This is a genomic window from Streptomyces sp. NPDC005435 (genome assembly GCF_040703155.1).
Taxonomy (GTDB): domain Bacteria; phylum Actinomycetota; class Actinomycetes; order Streptomycetales; family Streptomycetaceae; genus Streptomyces.
The window spans coordinates 74,099-91,841 of the sequence record NZ_JBEXEQ010000006.1; the positions used below are offsets into that span (position 1 = coordinate 74,099).

The 17,743-nt window shown below is 66.7% G+C and carries 16 protein-coding genes, 1 tRNA gene and 2 pseudogenes; 10 read left to right on the forward strand and 9 right to left on the reverse strand.

Features of this window, described 5'->3' with window-relative positions; genetic code table 11:
• Positions 1 to 723: 723 nt before the first annotated feature.
• Positions 724 to 1,356 (reverse strand): annotated as a pseudogene (locus AB0898_RS09480) (transposase); the annotation flags it as partial.
• A 330-nt stretch (positions 1,357 to 1,686) separates the two neighbouring features.
• Between AB0898_RS09480 and AB0898_RS09485 the strand changes: the two are divergent.
• Positions 1,687 to 2,007: pseudogene (locus AB0898_RS09485) on the forward strand (transposase); the annotation flags it as partial.
• A gap of 456 nt (positions 2,008 to 2,463) precedes the next feature.
• On the opposite strand, the gene dbpB (AB0898_RS09490) reads toward AB0898_RS09485, so the two are convergent.
• Genes dbpB (AB0898_RS09490) through AB0898_RS09505 form a run of 4 tightly spaced genes read right to left on the reverse strand, consistent with a single transcriptional unit; the run spans position 2,464 to position 6,472 of the window.
• Positions 2,464 to 3,567, reverse strand: a complete 1,104-nt coding sequence (dbpB, locus tag AB0898_RS09490) for a DGQHR domain-containing protein DpdB (RefSeq protein ID WP_366802273.1) — start codon at positions 3,565 to 3,567, stop codon at positions 2,464 to 2,466.
• 45 nt (positions 3,568 to 3,612) lie between these two features.
• Entirely contained in the window at positions 3,613 to 4,833 is a 1,221-nt protein-coding gene (gene dpdA / locus AB0898_RS09495) for a tRNA-guanine transglycosylase DpdA (RefSeq protein WP_366802274.1), read from the reverse strand.
• A complete protein-coding gene (dbpB, locus tag AB0898_RS09500) occupies positions 4,830 to 5,963 on the reverse strand; it encodes a DGQHR domain-containing protein DpdB (RefSeq protein WP_366802275.1) in 1,134 nt (377 codons plus the stop codon). Before dbpB (AB0898_RS09500) ends, dpdA begins: the two co-directional genes overlap by 4 nt.
• The gene (locus AB0898_RS09505; protein WP_366802276.1) at positions 5,960 to 6,472 is read right to left on the reverse strand and encodes a hypothetical protein; all 513 of its coding nucleotides are present in this window, start codon (positions 6,470 to 6,472) and stop codon (positions 5,960 to 5,962) included. The genes dbpB (AB0898_RS09500) and AB0898_RS09505 overlap by 4 nt, the downstream gene beginning before the upstream one ends.
• A 508-nt stretch (positions 6,473 to 6,980) precedes the next feature.
• On the opposite strand from AB0898_RS09505, the gene queC reads away from it, so the two are divergent.
• The 7 genes from queC (at position 6,981) to AB0898_RS09540 (ending at position 11,937) form a co-directional block, all read left to right on the forward strand.
• Complete coding sequence (gene queC / locus AB0898_RS09510; RefSeq protein WP_366802278.1) at positions 6,981 to 7,676, forward strand: 7-cyano-7-deazaguanine synthase QueC; 696 nt, start codon at positions 6,981 to 6,983, stop codon at positions 7,674 to 7,676.
• Positions 7,677 to 7,678: 2 nt separating this feature from the next.
• Complete coding sequence (queE, locus tag AB0898_RS09515) at positions 7,679 to 8,314, forward strand: 7-carboxy-7-deazaguanine synthase (RefSeq protein WP_366802279.1); 636 nt, start codon at positions 7,679 to 7,681, stop codon at positions 8,312 to 8,314.
• On the forward strand, positions 8,314 to 8,670 hold the full coding sequence (gene queD, locus AB0898_RS09520) for a 6-carboxytetrahydropterin synthase QueD (RefSeq protein WP_366802280.1): 357 nt from the start codon (positions 8,314 to 8,316) through the stop codon (positions 8,668 to 8,670). Before queE ends, queD begins: the two co-directional genes overlap by 1 nt.
• 4 nt (positions 8,671 to 8,674) lie before the next feature.
• Positions 8,675 to 9,451 carry a GTP cyclohydrolase, FolE2/MptA family gene (locus AB0898_RS09525; protein ID WP_366802281.1) on the forward strand — a complete coding sequence of 259 codons (777 nt, stop codon included), beginning with the start codon at positions 8,675 to 8,677 and terminating at the stop codon, positions 9,449 to 9,451.
• 295 nt (positions 9,452 to 9,746) lie between these two features.
• Positions 9,747 to 10,298, forward strand: coding sequence for a hypothetical protein (locus AB0898_RS09530; RefSeq protein ID WP_366802282.1), 552 nt, complete (start codon positions 9,747 to 9,749; stop codon positions 10,296 to 10,298).
• Positions 10,295 to 11,527: a hypothetical protein gene (locus AB0898_RS09535; RefSeq protein ID WP_366802283.1), complete on the forward strand. Its 1,233-nt coding sequence runs from the start codon at positions 10,295 to 10,297 to the stop codon at positions 11,525 to 11,527. The genes AB0898_RS09530 and AB0898_RS09535 overlap by 4 nt, the downstream gene beginning before the upstream one ends.
• 337 nt (positions 11,528 to 11,864) lie before the next feature.
• A tRNA-Arg gene (locus tag AB0898_RS09540) sits at positions 11,865 to 11,937 on the forward strand.
• 81 nt (positions 11,938 to 12,018) lie between these two features.
• Here AB0898_RS09540 and AB0898_RS09545 read toward each other — a convergent pair.
• A complete protein-coding gene (locus AB0898_RS09545; protein WP_366802284.1) occupies positions 12,019 to 13,518 on the reverse strand; it encodes an FG-GAP-like repeat-containing protein in 1,500 nt (499 codons plus the stop codon).
• 268 nt (positions 13,519 to 13,786) lie between these two features.
• Between AB0898_RS09545 and AB0898_RS09550 the strand changes: the two genes are divergently transcribed.
• The gene (locus AB0898_RS09550) at positions 13,787 to 14,371 is read left to right on the forward strand and encodes a hypothetical protein (RefSeq protein WP_366802285.1); all 585 of its coding nucleotides are present in this window, start codon (positions 13,787 to 13,789) and stop codon (positions 14,369 to 14,371) included.
• Between the two features lie 42 nt (positions 14,372 to 14,413).
• On the opposite strand, the gene AB0898_RS09555 is transcribed toward AB0898_RS09550, so the two are convergent.
• The 3 genes from AB0898_RS09555 to AB0898_RS09565 form a co-directional block, all read right to left on the reverse strand.
• Positions 14,414 to 14,803 carry a DUF732 domain-containing protein gene (locus AB0898_RS09555; protein WP_366802286.1) on the reverse strand — a complete coding sequence of 130 codons (390 nt, stop codon included), beginning with the start codon at positions 14,801 to 14,803 and terminating at the stop codon, positions 14,414 to 14,416.
• A 114-nt stretch (positions 14,804 to 14,917) separates the two neighbouring features.
• Positions 14,918 to 15,280, reverse strand: a complete 363-nt coding sequence (locus AB0898_RS09560; RefSeq protein ID WP_366802287.1) for a TraR/DksA C4-type zinc finger protein — start codon at positions 15,278 to 15,280, stop codon at positions 14,918 to 14,920.
• 94 nt (positions 15,281 to 15,374) lie between these two features.
• Positions 15,375 to 16,562 carry an MFS transporter gene (locus tag AB0898_RS09565; RefSeq protein WP_366802288.1) on the reverse strand — a complete coding sequence of 396 codons (1,188 nt, stop codon included), beginning with the start codon at positions 16,560 to 16,562 and terminating at the stop codon, positions 15,375 to 15,377.
• A 76-nt stretch (positions 16,563 to 16,638) separates the two neighbouring features.
• On the opposite strand from AB0898_RS09565, the gene AB0898_RS09570 reads away from it, so the two are divergent.
• Entirely contained in the window at positions 16,639 to 17,634 is a 996-nt protein-coding gene (locus AB0898_RS09570) for a helix-turn-helix domain-containing protein (protein WP_366802289.1), read from the forward strand.
• Positions 17,635 to 17,743 lie beyond the last annotated feature (109 nt).

Consider the following 17,743-nt stretch of genomic DNA (forward strand, 5'->3'; position numbering starts at 1 on the left):
ATGGACCTGTGCAGCGGTATGGTGCGCCTGGAGCAGGGATCCCGTTATCGCTTCACAGTGGACAAACGCGACACCCTCTCCCTTGCGCAAGACGACCCGCTCAAACCCCCGATAAGCAGCAAAAAAGACCAAATCCCCCACGCTCAGCCTCGACATTGCACTTCCTTCACAAGGTGCTCACATCCAGCTGGTTGCAGCGTAAACGGAGCCACTGACAGTTCCCCCGCCTGGGTGTACCGGTCTGCTGCGCGCCGCGATGGAAAAACGCCTCTCACCATGATGGAAGCCCCCCTGCCCCGCGCTACGTCACCGCGGCCGCGTATCGACTCGCGCGACCTTGCCCCCTACGGGGTATACAGCGCACGTTGGCGGTGATCGTGCCGTTCACGATCCATGGAATAGTCGATCCATGGGGTACATGCAAGGCGATCGGCTGCTTCTGACCGAAGCAGTGTGTCGGCGGAGCCGCTCGGGAAGAGGTTAGAACTGGGCCGATCAAGCCCGATGCGGCCGTTCAGGCCGGCAGGTGCAGGTGGAGTGTTCGACGTGACAGCGGGGCAGCTCGGGCACTGCGCGCTCGATGACCAACGACATGGGGAGATTGGTGCACTGTGACTACTGCGTCACTGGCCAACAGCACGATGAAGAAAGCCTGTTCTTAGCTTGGCGTTTAACATCGCGAGTCACTCGTCCTGCTGACCTGCGATGTTAAACGCCAAGCTGAGTCCAGAAAGGTTCGGTCTCACTGTCGCCGACCACGACGCCGACGACTTCACGGCCACCGTCCTGGGTGACGCCGGCGGCTATGACGACCACCTGGGAGACAATGCGGTGATCGACGCGGCCTTGACGTAGGTAGCGTCGAGAAACAGGTAGGGGAAGCGGATGTGGTCCAGCGGGCGGGTCTGGAAGGCGTCGAACTGTTCGTCCAGGTCCGCGCAGATCCGGGAGACCTCACTCTTGGATATCCCGATGTCCGAGCCGAGGGCTTTGACGAGGTCGTCGACGGGGCGGGTGGAGACGCCGTGGACGTATGCCCACATGATGACCGCGTAGAGGGCCTGGTCGATGCGGCACCGGCGTTCCAGCAGGCTGGGAAAAAGCTCTCGGCCCGCAGTTTCGGGATGGCGGGTCCCAGGTCGCCAGCCTGCGTGGTCAACGTCTTCTCGCGGTGCCCGTTGCGCCAGGTCGTGCGGCTGTCGGTGTGCTCGCCCCACTCGGCGCCAATCTTGGTGGTGGCCTCGGCCTCGATCAGTTCCTGCAGCAGCCGCTCGGCGACCTCGCGGGCGACTCAAGACCATCCGCCGAACGTAATGATTCAAGCAGGCGAAGTAGGTCATGCTGGGACAAGGGCACCGTGTACCCCCCCCCCGGGGCCGAACTCCTCGTTCACTCAGGACAGTTACACGGCGACCTGCCAGTTGAGCAGGGAGCATTCACCGGCAGGCGGCGCAGACGAGGGAGCAGAACCCGCGCGCTCAACCGCGAAAATCCCCTACGCCACACAGCGGGACGCCATCCTTAAGCGATGACAGCAGGCCGACGTCTTCGACCAGTTGCATCGCATCCTACTCGCCGAACTGAACGCGGCGGGCGAACTCGACTGGTCGCGGGCCTGCGTGGACAGCTCCCACATCTGCGCGAAAAAAAGGGGGCCGACACCCGTCCGTCGCCGTCGACCGGCGCAAGATGGGCAGCAAACACCACCTGATCTGCGGCGGACGCGGCACCCCGCTCAAGGTCATCACGACTGCGGCCAACGTCAACGACGTCACCCAGACCATCACCCTGGTCGACGGCATTCCACCCGTCGCCGGCCGTCCTCGCAGGTGTCCCGAAGCCCTGCTCGGAGACAAGGGCTACGACTCCAACCCGAACCGCGAAGAAATCCGCAAGCGCCGCATCCTGCCCGCCAAATCCGGCAAGGTCGCCCTGAACATCCAGGGCCTGGGCAAACTCCGTTACGTCGTCGAGCAGACCTTCGACCTGCTCTTCCACTCCAAGTGACTCGACGTCCGCTGGGAACGCCACACCGAACTCCACGACTCCTTTCTCTCCCTAGCCTGCTGTCTGATCTGCTGGCGACACCTCAAGAAGGCCCGAAAATTATCGTGTTACGAACTCTCAGGGGTCAGCGTCCCAGACGAGAAACAGCTCGACGCCACCGTGCTGCCGCCCCGCGAGGGCACGTGTGTTGCCAGGAACTTCTCTGTCGCCTCGCACCTCTCACTCGCGCTCCGGAAGCCGAGCGTCTCCCCAATCCGCTTCGATTGCACGTGCTTGAAGCGCCGTGCCAGCCAGGCATGACGCCAGCGCCCTCGGTGGGCAAGGTATACGCGGCAGCAGCCCTTCGTGCTACTGCCGAGTGTGGGCATCCATCGGATGGTGCAAAAAAGTTGGCCGACAGGCGAGATCTGGGATCACCGTGCCCGGAGCCAGGGCACGGTGGGCGGGTATGCAAGGTTAGTTGCGGACGGCACGCACCAGCAGGTCCGTAAGCAGACGGATGTCGGTGGGGGTGTTTTGCAGCCCGTTCCAGCGGCGCTGCTCGCCGTCGGCGAAGCGCCACATGCCGGAGGTCCAGGCGGTCACCGGCATGAGGCCCAGGACAGCATTGCGGACCTGGTCGCAGTCGACGCCTTCGGCGGGCATTCCCTCGGTGAGGGTGTCCATGACGAAGCCCATGGCCTGGATGCCGACACCGTGAGTGAGGCGGGACTGACGAGGCGGAAGTTTCCAAGCGTCGCTGAAGATGTCCTTCACGATGTTCCAATACGCGCGCAGGTGCTTCACCATGCGCTCAACATCGCCGGAGCCGTCCTCGGGGTTGCGGTACTGGTAGAGGGCGCCCTCGAAGAGGCTGTGTTCCAGCATGCGCAGCAGGCTGGTGTCCTTGATATTGCCGTGCGGTGAGGTAGGGCTGGCGATTCGGCCGAAGAAGGGGCCCTGGCCGTCGGTGTTGAGGCGGGTCATCAACTGGGCCGGCAGACGCTTGCGGGCGTAGACGGGCGGGAGGTGGCCGCTGGTTTCCGGCAGCAGCTCGTGGATGAGGCCCTTGGGCAATGGCTTGGTGGAGTTGACCAGGATGAACTGGGAGCGCTGATCTTCTTGATTGTCAGCGATGAACCCGACGGCGGCGACGGGGAACTCGGCCAGGTCCGCGTCGCGGATGGCGGCGCTGCGCTGCTGGCCATCTACGATCAGGGCGGGCTTGTCCTCGTCGGTAAGGGACTCATCGACCGGGATCACCAGAACTCCGGGGACTGAGTAGTCCACGCCGGCATTCGGGCGGATGCCGGTTTCGAACCGAATGGTGTCGCCGAAGGCAAGGACGAGGGCGTTGGGGAGCATGGCGTGCTCGGACTCGAGGTAGCGGCGGATACCGCGGATGTGACTGAGGACCTCGGGCCGCTGGTAGCCCTGTAGTTCGCTGGTGTCGTTGCGGCGGACCCTGGAGACGGCGGCGAAGCTGTGGAGTTTCTTCCCGTCGACGGCAAAGCAGTAGATTTTCCGGTTACCTTGGCGCACTTCAAGTGCGGGAAGCCTCAACTCGTATCGGTCGGCCATCATATCTCCTGGCAGGGGTTGAAAGAAAAGCTAGAACGGGTGAGTTTACGCGAAGGTGAGTTGCCTCATCTTGGCTTCGAGTACGGTGAGATTATGGAATCCACGACGCTTGTTCCGTTCACTTCCACGGAATATAGCGATTTCTATTCCGTGCTTCTTGCACAGGGCGCAAGGGCAGTTGCGCCAGGGGGCGTCACTCAGGGTGCGTTCGTAGAGCTCGAGGTAGCTTTTCTTTTTTGGGCCGAGCACGAGGGCTTCGTAGGTCGCGAGAGCACGCATGACTTCTTCGAGTGCTGTTTCTTCCTGGTCGAATTCACGCAGGGCACGTAGACATGAGCGTTCGGCGATGATGGCCTCGGCCTGGGAGACATGGCCGGAGAGAATGAGGCGCTTCAGGGCGGGGTTGCCGTCGACCTGAGGGACGCGGATTGCCGTATAAGAGCCGGTAGCCGTGTGATAGTTATTGCGGTCATCCATGAAGGCCTGACGGAAGGCGGAGGTACTGTCGAAGCTGGTCACGCCGTGGCGGGCGAACTGCTCCATACTTTCCACGCGGTTAATGCCGAGCAGGTGTAGTCCGGTTTCGGGGGTGCGGACTTCATCGATGGCGCGCAGGCAGGCAAGGATCTCGTGCGATTTCAGTGGGACCATGCCACCGAGAGCGATACGCCGATATCCCATTTTCTGGAGTTGCGCGACACTGTGGGCGTAACTGTCAGGCCCCCACCCCTGGGCGGCGCCGACAGGCTCGAAGCGGACGCCTTGTGAATTGGTGGCTATGATGAATTCTTCGGCGAGTTCGAGGGAGATCTGCTGGCGCTCCACCCACGCTGACTCCGGTTCCGCGTCGGATTCTTTCGGAATATATCCGAAAATGATGTGGTCGATACTGATGCCCGCATCGAATCCGCAGCGATCGTAGAAGTCGAGGACGTCGTCCACCTCATACGGCGGGCGCGCTTCATCGATGTAGTTGAAGGCGCCACAGTCGCCGATCGTGGAGCATGTGTCGGGGAGGCGGAAAAAGTTCCTCACGCCCAGGCGGTAGAGACGCTCGCGCTGTGGGGCGGAGTACTTCCCTGCACCCTTCATGGATCCGTCAACAACCGCTTTGCTGACAAGGATCCCGTCGTAGGGGATCGGCGTCACGGCCTGATGTGCGTAGACGTCATCGCGCTGGCGCACTCGGTAGGGCGAGTACTCATCGTTGATGAAGTCGTAACTAGGGCTCACCAGGTCCTGACTGTCAGGGAAATAGAACTTCACGCGACTTTTGCCTTTTCCTGCACGTAGGTACGGAGGAGGTAGTTCGAGAGGGTGCTGATGTGGCGCGGGTTGTTCTGCAGTTCGTTCCAGGGAAGGTTCAGGTCGGGCCAGCGTCCGTGAGTCCAGCGGCAGTGGGGGGCGATCAGTGCGAGCTCGGCCCGTGCCTGGTCGATCGCGTGGGGGGAGGCGGGATGGACGGTCATCATCACGCGGTCCATCAGTCGCCCCATGGAGCGAATGCCCACGCCGTGCATCAACCGGGATCGGGTCGGCGGGAGCCCCCAGGCCTGGGGAAAAGTGTCACGCACGGCACTCCAGTAGATAACGAGGAGTTGGCGGATGGTGGCCGTGTCGACGGTGCCGTTGGACAGATTCTTGTAAGGAAAAAAAACGCCCGAAGGGGAATTGAGGGATTCCTGTATGGCCGTGGTGAGGCTGTTGTCCGTGACGACGGCGTCCGCCTTTTGCTCGGCCGTGGTGGACGGGCGGCGCACCAGTCCGCAAAACGGTGAGTCCTTGTCGTGGTTGAGGGCTTCCACCAGGACGGAGGGGAGTTTGCGGGCTGAAAGTTTAGTCGGCAGGACGGTGCCGACTTCCGGGAGGAGTTCGGTGACCAGGTTGGTGGGCAGCGGGGAGACCGTGTTCACGCGCAGGAACTGGTCCCGTTGGGTTTCCAGGTCTTCAGCAACGAATCCGGCAATGGTCACGGCCAGGCGGGTGTTGCGGGTGCGGGCCAGTGCGAGGCTACGCTGCTGACCGTCAACGATCCAGGCCGGTCGCGGGGCATCAGGGGTGTCGGGCAGAGAGATCTCCAGTGTGCCCGACGTGCAGAGGCCGTCGCTGCTGCTCGGACCCGGGCTGGACTTGAATCGCACACTCGAGGGCAGCGCCAGGATCAACCCGTTGGGAAAGAGCACCTCTTCCCCGTCGAGATATTCCAGGATCTGGCGTACGTGCTGCTTCTTCTCGGGGCGCTGGTAGCCGATCAGTTTGCCGGCCTCGTCCCTGGAGATCCGCGCTACGTCAGCGACCTGGTGCACCTCCTCGGCCGCCAGGGTGAACACGTACAGGGGGATCGTGGGGTGCTGGTCGATCCGCAGGGCCCGACGCTTAAGCACAGTGGGGGTCATCGAGGGCCAATCGTTGATGTATACAGGTCCGCGAATCGCTTTTGCTCACAGGCCATTCCCTTATCTCTCAGCAGGCGCAGCAGGCGGGTGCGCGAGTAGTCGGGGTAAAGGCCCTTCACCTCCTTGATGAAAGCGACCACAGTCTCGTCCGACATCGGTCGGCGGGCATAGCGTTCGGGGCGGGCCGCCTGGGACGCCCACGCGCTCCAACGCTCCTTGGCGGCGGGGGTGATGAGGCGGCCCGGTGAGCAGTGCTCGAGCCAGGAGGCGGCCATGCGGACGTTCAGACTGGTCAGGGTGCCACCCAGGGCCTGCCGCAAGGCGGCGTTGGCGGGTATGCGCACGATCCCGTCCATATTGCAGGCGCCACCGATCAAGACCACGTCGGCCCCCGTGGCCGCCAGCGCGGCAAGGTCGCGGTGCATAGCCTGGGCGTAGGTCTCGGACAGCACCACCAGCGCCCGTCTGGCAGCAGTCGCGATCTGGGACAGAGGGCGACTGGCGTCCATGCGCTGCAGGTAATCCCACCAGTCGACTGCCTGCGCGCTAGAGGAAGCCACGGAATCTGCGTGTCGAGGCATGAAAGTCGCCGCGTAGGACGGGGCAAAGCTGGAGACTGGTTGCAGGCCCAGACCGGCCGAGGCTACGTACAGACGGGGCGCAAATCCTGCGCGGGATGCCACTTGGATGAGGGCCGTGGCGCGCCGCCACTGGTCTCCCTGGTACAGCTCTCCCAAGGCGACCTGCGGCCCCTGGGCGGTTCGCAGACGGTGCGCCCATTCCGCAGCACGGTGGGGGATGTCAGTAGCAGACAGTGAGCGCGCCTGCAGGCCCGGCTCTGGCGGGGAGGCCTTCCGATCCGTGCACGTGACCACGATGGGCAACTCGTTCACTACGGATCGACCTCTGGCTTCCATAACTCGTTTCTAGTTGTGATTACTGTAGCCGGTAGTTAGGAGGGTAGGCTGCCACTGCCTCAACGGGGGGCAACTGGACATCAGACAAGGGAGTGACAGCATGGACCGTCCCGCGATCGTGTTGCTGAGCGGCGGCCTGGACTCAACCACGGTGCTGGCCATCGCCAAGGACCAGGGATTCACTCCGTATGCGCTCAGCTTCCGCTACGGCCAGCGGCACTCCATCGAGTTGGAGGCAGCTCAGCACGTCGCCCAGGCCCAGGGGGTGGCCCGACACGTCATCGCCGACATCGATCTGCGAGTCTTCGGCGGCTCTGCCCTTACCGCCGACATTGAGGTACCCAAGCACGAGTCCCTCGCGAACGTAGAGGATGCGGGGGTGCCGGTCACCTACGTGCCAGCCCGCAACACGATCTTCCTGTCGTTCGCGCTGGCGTTTGCCGAGACCGTCGGTGCCAGCGACATCTTCACCGGGGTCACGGCGGTGGACTACAGCGGCTACCCCGACTGCCGCCCCGAGTACATGGAGGCCTTCGCCACCATGGCCAACCTGGCAACCCGGGCCGGCGTCGAAGGAACGTCCAAGATCACGCTGCGCTCCCCCCTCATCGCCCTGTCCAAGGCCGACATCGTCCGCGAGGGACTCCGCCTGGGCGTGGACTACTCCCTCACTTCCTCCTGCTACGACCCCGACGGGCAGGGCCGGGCCTGCGGCCGGTGTGACACCTGCCTGCTGCGACTTAAGGGCTTCGCCGAAGCCGGCGTCAAGGACCCCATCCGGTACCAGAGCGTCTGAGCATGACCTACCTGATCAAAGAAATCTTCTACACGCTGCAGGGAGAAGGCAGCCACGCCGGACGCCCAGCGGTCTTTTGCCGGTTCTCCCGATGCAACCTATGGACCGGTCGGGAACGCGACCGCTCCCGTGCGATCTGCCAGTTTTGTGACACCGACTTCGTCGGCACCGACGGCGAAGGCGGCGGCCGCTTCCGCACGGCGCAGGCGTTGGCCGACGCAGTCGAGGCGGCCTGGCCCACCGCCGACCAGGCACATCGGTTCGTGGTATGCACGGGCGGAGAACCTCTGCTGCAGTTGGACGAGGACGCCATCGACGCGCTCCACGAGCGCGGCTTCGAAATCGCTGTGGAAACCAACGGCACCCGCCCAGCCCCCCGCGGCATCGACTGGCTGTGTGTGAGCCCGAAGATCGGCTCCACGCTGGTCCTCACAAGCGGCGACGAACTCAAACTGGTCTACCCCCAGGCCGGTGGTGACCCTACCCAGTTCGAGGGATTGGACTTTCGCCACTTCCGGTTGCAACCGCTGGATGACGTCAACCGCGAGGACCACACCCGCGCCGCCGTCGAGTACTGCATGAAGAACCCGCGCTGGACACTTTCTCTCCAGACGCACAAGTATCTGGGAATTCAGTAATGGAAATCTTTCGCGAGTTCACCTTCGAAGCAGCCCACCGCCTGCCGCGTGTTCCCGAAGGCCACAAGTGTGCCCGCCTGCACGGCCACTCCTACAAGGTCACCGTGCATGTGGAAGCGCCAGTCGACGCAGAGGCAGGCTGGGTCATGGACTTTGGAGACATCAAACGAGCCTTTAAGCCCATTGATGCACAACTCGACCACTACTATCTGAACGACATCGAAGGCCTCGACAACCCCACCAGCGAGAACCTGGCGCGTTGGATCTGGGACCGACTGGTCACCGAACTTCCCGACCTGTCCGCGATCACCGTGCGCGAAACTTGCACCTCCGGTTGCACCTACCGAGGCGAGTGACTGCATGCACGACATCCAAAATGAGCCCGACAGTCGCGGTATCGCCATTGACGAAGTCGGCATCAGCGGCCTGCGCTACCCCCTCACCTTCGATGACGGCCACACCCGCCAGAACGGCATCGCCGACATCGCCGTCACCGTCTGCCTGCAGGCTGACCGGCGCGGCACCCACATGAGCCGCATGATCGCGCTAGTCCACGAGGAAGTAGCCACTCTCACCCCGCAGGAGTTGCCCATCGCGCTCAAGCGTGGGCTCACCCTGTTGGACGCCCCGGCCCTAACCCTCATCCTCACCCTGCCGATCGCCACCCCAGTCACCGCTCCCGCCAGCGGTCAGGAGTCCTGGCAGGCCCACGACCTGACCGTCACTGGACGTATCGATGACTCCGACTGCACCGTCACGACGGCGGTGACCACTCACGTAACCAGCCTGTGCCCCTGCTCCAAAGCCATCTCCGACTACGGTGCACACAACCAGCGCAGCGAGATCACCCTTGAGGTCACCGGCGCCGCCGACGCCCCCTACCCGCTGCCTGTCCACGAGATGGTCCACCTACTGCGCACCGCCGGCTCAGCACCTGTCATTCCTCTCATCAAACGGCCCGACGAGCGTGTCGTGACCATGCAGGCCTATGACCACCCCGTCTTCGTCGAAGACATGATTCGCGACATAAGCCTCGCCTGCCGCAAAAAGGGGCTTAATCATGCCATTCAGGCGAGGAACCTGGAAAGCATCCACAGCCACGACGCCATCGCCACCCTCACCTACAACCACTACTGATCAGGTTGACTCAGGACGCTTGATGGCGTGGAGGCGACCTTAACCGGAAATGTCGCCACTGATGCGCTTGGGCGGTCGTGGTGTCGAATCCGGGGGTGTTGTGGCCGGGACTGGACGCCGCCGAGCGAGCCGGTCTCTCCGAGACCGAGATCACCGAGAAGATGATGGCGGCGGCGACCAATCGCAAGTCTGGCGTCGACGCCCTGTTCGCCCGGGCTCGCCGACTCGGTCTGACGACGAAGGCCCACTGCTCGACCTTCCCGCCATCCCGCGGTGAGCACCCCGCCCCACCGGCGTGCTCACCGATCGCGACATCGAGAATCTGCGCTTCCATGCCGAACGTGGCATGCCACAGACCGGGCACGCCACCATCCTCGGGTTGCTTCTTTCCGGCCTGCACACGAGCGAGATCGGCTACAGCACCACGGACCTCGATCTCGCCCACGCCCGTGTCTGGGCCGTCGGCGCGTCCCGCGTCACCGCCCGCTACTGTCCGCTCAGCGACGACTGGGTCTGCGAGGTCCTACGATTGCGGGCCGAATTCCTCCTCCAGCGCTCCAATACGGACGGTTCACGCGCCCTCACTACCGTCGTCGACGGCCCCGCCTATCGGCGCCAGGCCAGCGTGTGCACCGCCATCGGCGAAATCGTGCGCAGCAGCGGCACCGCGCCCCGGGGCCGGTCGGCAACCCCACGTGACGTCTCCAGTTGGGTCGCCGCAAAGGTCTTCAGGGAGTCCGGACAGATCGCCGATGTCGCACTCCGCTTCGGCCTGTCCTCACTCGACGGCGCCGCCCCACTGGCCGACTACGAGTGGCGGCCCACTCCTGCGGAGGGCGACGCATGAGTCCGTTGGCGAGCAGTCCGCGCAAAGCCAAAGCCCCCAAGAACCCCAGTAGGGGCACCCGGCCCAAGAAGCCGGACTGGATCCTCGGGCCCACCCCACAGGACATCTTTAGTCCCGTCGGCTTCCAGCCCGAACCCAAGGGTCCCGAAGCCCGGCACATCTCGGAGATCGAACGCTTTGAGTTCGTCGTCGCCAACCCTGCCCTGTACGAGGTGGCCGCAGCCGTCCTCCCGCGCGAGAAGCCCGGCACGCGTGGCCGCACCCCCCGCTACCCGCCCTACATCTTCCTCATCTACGTCTGCGCCAACTCGGTCTTCAACACCGCCCGCGCCACCGGAGCGAACCTCCAGCACGACGTCATCTGGAAAACCGTACGCGAGGGCGTACGCCAATGCCTGGGCGACAAAGAAGCCGACTCCCTCCCGGCGACAGGCTCCCAGCGTCATCACTGGGCGGAATACCGGCAGAAAATGCTCGACACCCTGCCCGAGCTCCGTGTGGCCTCACGAGACGCCTGGATCAGGCAGGCCATCGCCCCCGGCTATCTATCCGATAAAAGGCCAAGAGGCTGCTGGCTGCGCCCCGCCCGCAAACAAGCCATCAACGGCGACGCCACCGTCGTCCGGCCACCCTCTGACCAGACCGAAAAAATCACCATCGGCGAGAGAACTGGCCAGTACAAACGCCACAGAGTAGACCCCGATGCCGACATGCAGATCGAAAGCGGCGACAGAGCCGTGTACGGAAAGAAGATCGTTTCCTTCTCCGTGCGTCTCCCGCAGAAATCCCACAGCCGGATCATCCTGAACGCCGACGGCGCGCGGCACAGATCTCCGGAGGAGGATCCGGAGAGAGAAGAAGAAGCCGGCACCGCCCTGCGCTTCGCGCACGAGATCCTCGACCGTGCGCCAGGCGTCCTCGCCGCCGTATTGGACACCGCCTGGCGCGGGGCCCACCGCGCCGGACTGATCGCCCGGGGGATCGTCGTCTACACGCCACAGTATGACGGGATCGACCCCAAGCCTCTGAACAAGTATCAATACGCACACTGCATCCACGACGCATACGCGGCGGTCGGACGATCCTGTGAGCGCCAGATCACAGTCGATGGAAAGAAAATTTACACCCCACTCCCGGCCCGCGAATTCCTGGTAAGGGCAGGGGCGAAAATCTATCGCCTCTACACTCGGTCGAGATTCCCTGCAGGAATGGATCACATAACGAGTTGATTCCTGTATACGAGACGCAAGAAGACAGAGAGATCGACCCGAGAACCAAGAGGATGCGGTTCAACGGAGCCCTGCGCATCTACCTCGGTTTCGCCTGGATGATCAACTTCATCGCCCTCGGCGCGACTGATGCACTCGGCACGTGACCTGCCCGCCACCTCCCACGAGCAGCACCTCCCGAGCGCCGGCTCGTGGGACCCTCGTCACCAACCACCCCTCACCCGCTACACTGGCGCCGGTGCACGCCTCCACTGGCGCACCGCTGGGTCACCGGACCTGTGTGTCAGGGATCAGCAGCTTTGGCTGCCATTTCCTACACATTTTCCAACAGATCCCCGCCTTCGTAGCTCAGGGGATAGAGCACCGCTCTCCTAAAGCGGGTGTCGCAGGTTCGAATCCTGCCGGGGGCACAACGCCTGAAGAGGCACGGGACGTCGAACGGCCCCCTCGGAGTGATCTCCGAGGGGGCCGTTTCGTGTCCGGTGGGCCGGTCAGTCGCTCAGGGCCGTGCCGAAGAGGCTCTTCGTGGCGGGGAGGCCGGCCGTGGCCGAGCCGAAGGAGAAGGCGCCGGTGGCGGAGGTGCCGGGGAGTACCCAGACCGAGCCGTTGGAGGCGTTCTCGGCCGGGTCGCCCACGATGAACTCGGCCTTCTTGTCGCCGTTGGCGTCCACCAGGGCGGTCGAGGTGCCGAACATGTCGCCCTTCTCGGCGACACCGGGGATGCCGGGGGTGTTCTGGCCGAAGGACTTGGCGCCGGTGCCGGTCAGGCCCTTCGCGCTGCCGCGCAGCACCAGCACGGTGCCCGCCTGGGCGATGCCGTCGTAGGTCTCGCCCGGCACGCCGGTGGCGACGTCGTTGTAGCCGTCGCCGTTGGTGTCGCCGATCGACACGCCGGTGCCCATGCCGTCGTAGCCCTCGCCCACGCCGGGCACGCCGGCCGTGTCCTGGCTGATCCATACCGGCTTGAGCTTGGTGGAGACGCCGCTCGGGCCGCCGTAGACGACACCTATCGCGCCGCCCTTGGTCGGCAGGTCGAGGTCGCTGTCGTAGTTGTCGTAGTGGTGGCCGACGACGATGTCGGCGTAGTGGTCGTTGTTCAGGTCGCCGATCGCGACCTCTTGGCCGCCGAAGCGGTAGCCATTGGCGTCCTTCAGTTCACCCTTGTTGGTGAAACCGTCGTGGCCGCCGAGGAGCAGGAAGACGCGGTGCGAGTCCGGCTCCTCGGTGTCGATCGTGCGTACGGCGAGGTCGGCGATGCCGTCACCGTTCACGTCACCTGCCGCGAGCGACACGGAATTCCAGTAGCTGTGGACGTCGAAGTACGTGGTGGCGCCGGCGGCGAGGCCGGCCCTGGTGAACGGCCCGTGCAGCACGGCGCCGTCATGCGAGCCGCCGTTGACGCGCATACCGACCTGCGCCACGTCGGGGTGGCCGTCGCCGTCCACGTCGGCGACCGCGAAGTCCGCGGGCGAGGCGATGTCCGGCGCGACCGGGAGCAGCACCGGCTCGGCCGAAAGCCCCTTCGGGCCACCCCAGTTGACCGTGATGTAACGGCCCGCCTTGCCGCCCGGCGGCGTCCACCGCACGCTCGACAGCAGGTCGGCGTAACCGTCCTGGTCGAGGTCGGCGCTGCGCAGGGTGGTGCCGTACTCGGTCTGCGGCGCGGCGGCGCCCTGGCGGCTCGACCAGGGCAGCACCTGCTTGCGGGAGGTCGCGAGGCCCTTGGCGGAGCCGTACAGCACGGTGACCGCGCCGGCCTTCTTCTGGGTGCCGAGCGCGGTGCCGGGGGCGCCGATCGCCACGTCGGCGTAGCCGTCGCCGTTGTAGTCGTCGTGCAGGTGCTTGCCGCTGGGCGCGGCGGTGGCCGCCGGGGCCGCCTGGGCGGACAGCGCGGTGAGGGCGGAGCTGCTGAGCGCGAGGGCGACGCCGGTGGCGAGCGTCAGGGCGCCACGGCGAAAGCGGCGGCGCTGGAGCGTGGGGGACTGGGGCAAAGTCGGCTCCGAATGTCGGACGGGACGAGACGGGTGGCGCGGGACAGAACAAGATCCGTTCCACACCGCCCAGTTCGACTCGCCGGATGGCAGCGGGGTTGTCCCCGGGAACACCACAGGTTTCCCCAACGTTCGGAAAAATCCTGGGCTCCGGCCGGAAAGCCGGTCCGCTGCGGATAGCCTTCCGGTCCGTCTCTCCGGAACCCCCGGACCAGGAAGCTCGCCGGCAGGAACTGTGAACGCCCGTTACCGCATACACGTGTTGGCCGTGTTCGTCCTACCCCTCGGCTTCTTCTACACCGCTCTGCTGATGGGCAGGACGGCACTCGGTCTGCTGGGCATGCTGGTCTTCTACTTCGTGCTCCACCCGGTGATCCGCGCGCTGCTTCCCGCGTCCTTCCTCCCGGCCCCGCGCGGCGCGCAGGCGACCTCGGCCCTGTACCGGGGCTGGGCCGCGAAGCCGATGGCCGGTCTCGGCCTGGGCGCCTCCCGCACGGTGGAGGCCGACGCCGCGCGGCTGCGGCGGGGAGTGCGGCTCAGCATCCTGTCGTACGGCCTGCGCGACGGCAGCCAGGTCCTCGGCCACCTGCTTCTCCGGCAGTCCCCGCACGGCGGGGTCGAGCTCGCCTGGCGCGACCGCGCGAAGGGCGCCACCGACCAGCCGATCCACTTCCACGGTCCGCTGGACCTGCCGTACGAGCGCCACCAGCAGAACGTCACCCAGGCCCGCCTGGGGTACACCGCCGCCGTGGACCTCGCCACCGATTCGTACTGGGTACGCCCCCACGACGCCGCCCTGCTCCAGCTCGTCCTCGGCAACAGCACACCGGCGTCGTACGGCGCCTTCATGTGAGCCGGCGGCGGAGGGCTGACCTCGGGGCCGGGAGGTCCGGGGTCAGAGCTCGTCCATGTGTTCCGGGCAGAACTGGCTGACCGCCGAGCCGATGAGGTAGCCGCTGTTCGCCACTCCGATGTGCAGGCCGCTCTCGGCGGTGACCGCCACGTCGGAGGGGCTGTTGCCGGCGTCGATGGCGTCACAGGAGGCGTGGGCGAAGGCGATGAGTTCCTTGTCCGGGAGCCGCTTCAGCGCGGGGACCTTCGCCCGGACGACGGTGAGGTAGGCGATTTCCTCGGCCGAGTGGGCCGTCGGACCGCCGGCGGTGGCCCGGGGCGCGGACACGTGCTCGGCGCCGCCCTCACCGTCGGTGTGGCCCGGGCCGGAGCAGGCGGTCAGGGCGAGCGCGGCGGCCGCCAGGACCGCGGCGGCCTCGGTACGGATAGTCACGGATTCCCCCCATAAGTGGCTCGGGGAGCATCCTGCCCACGCGGGCGTCCCGGCGGCCCGGTAGAGCGGTTCCGGCCACTGCGGGGGCCGCTCCGTGCTAGGGGGTGTCTCCCCCTAACGCCGCCGCTTCGAGCCCGCGCACTCCACGCACATCGTCGCCGCGGGCCGTACCGCCAGCCGTTCCGGGGGGATCGGCCGGCCGCAGGTCTCGCAGTGGCCGTACGTGCCCTCGGTGAGGCGGGTCAGGGCGTCGTCCAGGGTGTCCAGGTGGGCTTCGGCCTGTTTGAGGAGGGAGGCGACGTGGGCGCGTTCGAAGGCGGTGCTGGAGCCGTCGGGGTCGTGTTCGTCGTCCACCGCCACCAGGGCGTTCGCTTCGACGATCGCCTGGAAATCCCTGCTCAGCGCCTTGATCCGGGCGTTCGTGGCCTCGCGTTCCGCTGCCAGGCGGTCGCGGACCTCCGCCGTCCAGTCGGTCATTTCACCGCAAACACCACCGTTCGCGGACGTATTCCGCGCCCCTTCTTCACGTGGTCATGACCCGCCCACCCGCATCCTCGCGCCTCCCCCGGGGTCAAGCGGCTTCCGGAGCCGCGCTCGCGGGAAGACGCCGACGACCCGCGACAGCCAGCGCCAGCGTCACGGCGGCCGACGACGCCGCCATCACCGTCATCGCCGTCGCCGGAGAGGTGAACTGGGCGACCGTACCGGCCAGCGTCGCGCTCACGCCCTGGAGGCTCAGCATGCCCGCCGAGTGCAACCCCAGGGCGTGACCGGCGAGTTCGTCCGGGGTCAGACTCATCAGCCGCTCCTGCTGGACCAGACTCGCGCCGAACCCCACGGAGGCGAGCGTCACGCACACCGCGGCCACCGGCAGCGGCGGGTGCGCGGCGAAGAGCAGGTACGGCACCGCGAGCAGGAGCAGCAGCGGGGGCGCGAGGCGGCGGCGCACCCCGGGCGGGATCAGCCGGCCCACGGAGACGTCCCCGGCGAACATGCCGAGCGCCGCGCACGCGAACAGCGTGCCGGCCGCGCCGGGGGCGTACGACACGTAGAGCGATTCGCAGCCGACGACCAGGCCGTTGGGCACCCACAGCCCCAGATAGGTCAGCCGGCGCGAACGGTCCGCCCACAGACGGCCGTTGGTCCGCCAGGTCACCGCCGGGGACGGCCGGCCACCGGCCCGGGGCGGGCGGGCGGACAGGCCGAGGCGCAGCAGCAGCGCGGCCGTCAGATACAGGGCCGCCGCGAGGAGCAGGCAGAGTCGCGGGGAGAGGGCGGTCAGCAGGGCGCCGCCGGTGAGGTACCCGGTGATCTGCGCCAGGCCGCTCATCATGTTGAACAGCGAACGCCCGGGCAGATAACCGTCCTTGCTCAGGATCTCGTTCAGCAGCCCCCATTGGACCCCGACGCCGAGCGAGGCGACGAGGCCCAACAGCAGGACGATCAGCAGGAGTACGGCCGCGGGCAGCCCGGGCAGCGCCTGGAGCGCCGTACCCGCCGCGAAGGCCAGCGCGATGACGGACAGGGCGGTGCGCGGGGGCAGCCGGTCGGAGCCGGAGAGCAGCACGGTCGCGCCGAGGACCTGGACGAGCGACGGGCCGAACATGCTGACCGCCGCGAGCAGCGGGGAGCCGGTGACCCGGTAGACGAGGGTGCCGAGAGCGAGTCCGCCGAGGGTCTGGGCGGCGGTCTTGGCGGCCGAGCCGACGAAGAGCGGGGTGAACTCCGGGGTACGGAACAGAGATCGGTAACTGGACATGGCGAGAGTCTCAAATCGGCTCGCTCGCACCGGTATTGTTTCGCGGTCGCGCGAAAGGTCGTGAGGAGGAGCGGACTTGGGATGGTGGCGGCTCGACGCCGACACGCTCGCGCGCGGGCGGTTCGTGATCTCGCCGCTCGCCGAGACCTTCGCGGCGCTGTGGCTGCTGCACACGGGGAGCGGTACACATCCGGGGGAGCGGGCGTGGCTGCGGGCCCATCTCCCCGGCTATCAGGCCCTGTTGGCCGACGAACCGGTCACCGCGCGGCTCGTACGGGCCGGGCTCGGCCGCAACTGGACCGCCGACTTCCTGACCCCGGCCCCCCGCCCCGGCGAGGACTTCGCCACCGAGGTCGCCCGGGTACGCGCCGCCCGTCCGGCGGACGCCCGCGCCCATCTGCTGCTCTCGGTCGAGGGGCCGATCCCCGCCGTACTGGAGCGCGACGACCTGCCCGAGCGGGCGGCCACGCTCCTGGAGTGGGTGTGGGAGGAGACCGTACGGCCCACCTGGGAGCGGCGCCGGAAGGTGCTGGAGGCGGATGTGCTGGCGCGCACGGCGCGGGTGAGCCGGGACGGCTGGGCCGGGGTGCTGGACTCGCTGCGGCCGGGGCGGACGCGGTGGCTCGGGGGCAGCCGCCTCCAGGTCAACCTCCAGGCGAATCCCCCGCGCGACATCGCGGGCGCCGAGCTGTTCTTCGTCCCGGTGACCCCGCAGCGCGGCGGCTGGGTGTGCTGGGAGGACGGGGTGCGCTACGCCAAGGTCTACCCCTGCGCGGGTTCCCTCGCCTGGCACCGCGAGCGGCCGGTCCCGGCGGGTCTGGGCGCCCTGCTCGGCCCGGCCCGCGCGGGCGTCCTCCTCCTGCTGGACTCCCCCATGAGCACCACCCAGCTGACCGCCGTCACCGGCCAGACCCTCGGCTCGGTCGGCCGCCATCTGAAGGTGCTGCGGGAAGCGGGCCTGGTGGTACGGCGCCGGGCGGGCCGCTCGGTGCTGTACGAGCGCACGGCGGCGGGGGACGGACTGGCGGCGGCGGGACGGCCGGACGGTACGGGGCCGGGCGGCAGGGCGTGACCGGGCCACACGGCGTAACCGGCCCGCACCGCGTGACCGGGCCCCACCAGGCGACCAGGGCGCCCGGCGCGACCGGGCTGGACGATCCCGCCGCCCCCTCCCCGGTTAG

Excerpts from the sequence above, each read along its gene's own strand:
- dbpB (WP_366802273.1), bottom strand. The coding sequence starts at position 3,567 with ATGGCCGACCGATACGAGTTGAGGCTTCCCGCACTTGAAGTGCGCCAA.
- dbpB (WP_366802275.1), bottom strand. The coding sequence starts at position 5,963 with ATGACCCCCACTGTGCTTAAGCGTCGGGCCCTGCGGATCGACCAGCAC.
- AB0898_RS09505 (WP_366802276.1), bottom strand. The coding sequence starts at position 6,472 with ATGGACGCCAGTCGCCCTCTGTCCCAGATCGCGACTGCTGCCAGACGG.
- queC (WP_366802278.1), top strand. The coding sequence starts at position 6,981 with ATGGACCGTCCCGCGATCGTGTTGCTGAGCGGCGGCCTGGACTCAACC.
- queE (WP_366802279.1), top strand. The coding sequence starts at position 7,679 with ATGACCTACCTGATCAAAGAAATCTTCTACACGCTGCAGGGAGAAGGC.
- queD (WP_366802280.1), top strand. The coding sequence starts at position 8,314 with ATGGAAATCTTTCGCGAGTTCACCTTCGAAGCAGCCCACCGCCTGCCG.
- AB0898_RS09525 (WP_366802281.1), top strand. The coding sequence starts at position 8,675 with ATGCACGACATCCAAAATGAGCCCGACAGTCGCGGTATCGCCATTGAC.
- AB0898_RS09535 (WP_366802283.1), top strand. The coding sequence starts at position 10,295 with ATGAGTCCGTTGGCGAGCAGTCCGCGCAAAGCCAAAGCCCCCAAGAAC.
- AB0898_RS09560 (WP_366802287.1), bottom strand. The coding sequence starts at position 15,280 with ATGACCGACTGGACGGCGGAGGTCCGCGACCGCCTGGCAGCGGAACGC.
- AB0898_RS09565 (WP_366802288.1), bottom strand. The coding sequence starts at position 16,562 with ATGTCCAGTTACCGATCTCTGTTCCGTACCCCGGAGTTCACCCCGCTC.